Below are 855 nucleotides of genomic sequence, written 5' to 3'. Positions count from 1 at the left end.
GATGGTAACGCACTCGATGAAAGACGCGCTCGCTTGTGGCGACAGAACCGTCATGCTCCACCAAGGGGAAATCGTTCTGGATGTCGCTGGAGAGCAGCGCGCCAATATGCAAGTACCTGACTTACTAGACATGTTCTCTAAAGTTCGAGGCGAAGAACTTTCGGATGACAGTTTATTGCTCAATTAAATAGCATGTCTGATTCGTTACGCGTTTCTTCGACATAGTCAGAGCCGCGACTACGCCTACCAAGTGTGATCCTCCTTGAGAAAATAGGTAAAACACCGAATTTCCAAGGAGGATTTTTTATCTCTCATTCTTTAATAAAATAGTGGCATATCCACCTATTAAAGAGTGCTTATTATGTCTTTGCCATTTCTCTTTCATAGCCAGACGGTTGATGGTTTAGCCTTCGATGGTAAACGCGTGAAGGTCTGTCTAAAAACAGAAGCGTTAACATTTGATGCTGTTTATGTGCGTATTGAGCCAGACAACGAAGAATACCTTGTCGCCATGGTGCAATGCGGCAGAGCTGGAGAGTTACTGCTGTGGGAAGTATCGTTCGAGCCGAATAGAGATCGAGACATCACCCACTATGTATTTAAAGTCGTTAGAAACGGTCAGCAATATTGGCTAGACGCACGTGGAGTGCAAAAACGTATTCCGCCCAAAGAATTTCATTTCAAATTGAATGTAAACCATCAACCGCCAAAGTGGGTTCAAGAACAAGTTTTCTATCAGATTTTTCCTGATCGTTTTGCCGCGAGTCAAAGTGAGTCTGCGATTCGTGAAGCGTACTGCGAGTACGATCCTGATGCTGTGATTAAAACGTGGGGAGAACCAGTAGGGAATCACCA

At 44.6% G+C, this 855-nt stretch carries 1 protein-coding gene and 1 pseudogene; both read left to right on the top strand.

The features are described from left to right. Positions 1-187, top strand: a pseudogene (locus R7Z50_RS25985) (ABC transporter ATP-binding protein); the annotation flags it as partial. A 174-nt stretch (positions 188-361) separates the two neighbouring features. Further along, positions 362-855 (top strand): alpha amylase N-terminal ig-like domain-containing protein (locus tag R7Z50_RS25980; RefSeq protein ID WP_318149539.1); only part of this gene is annotated, 494 nt, incomplete at its 3' end.

The organism is Vibrio sp. 1249-1 (assembly GCF_033340495.1).
Note: the sequence above shows the minus strand (reverse complement) of the source record. Positions and strands in the feature narration are given on the sequence as shown.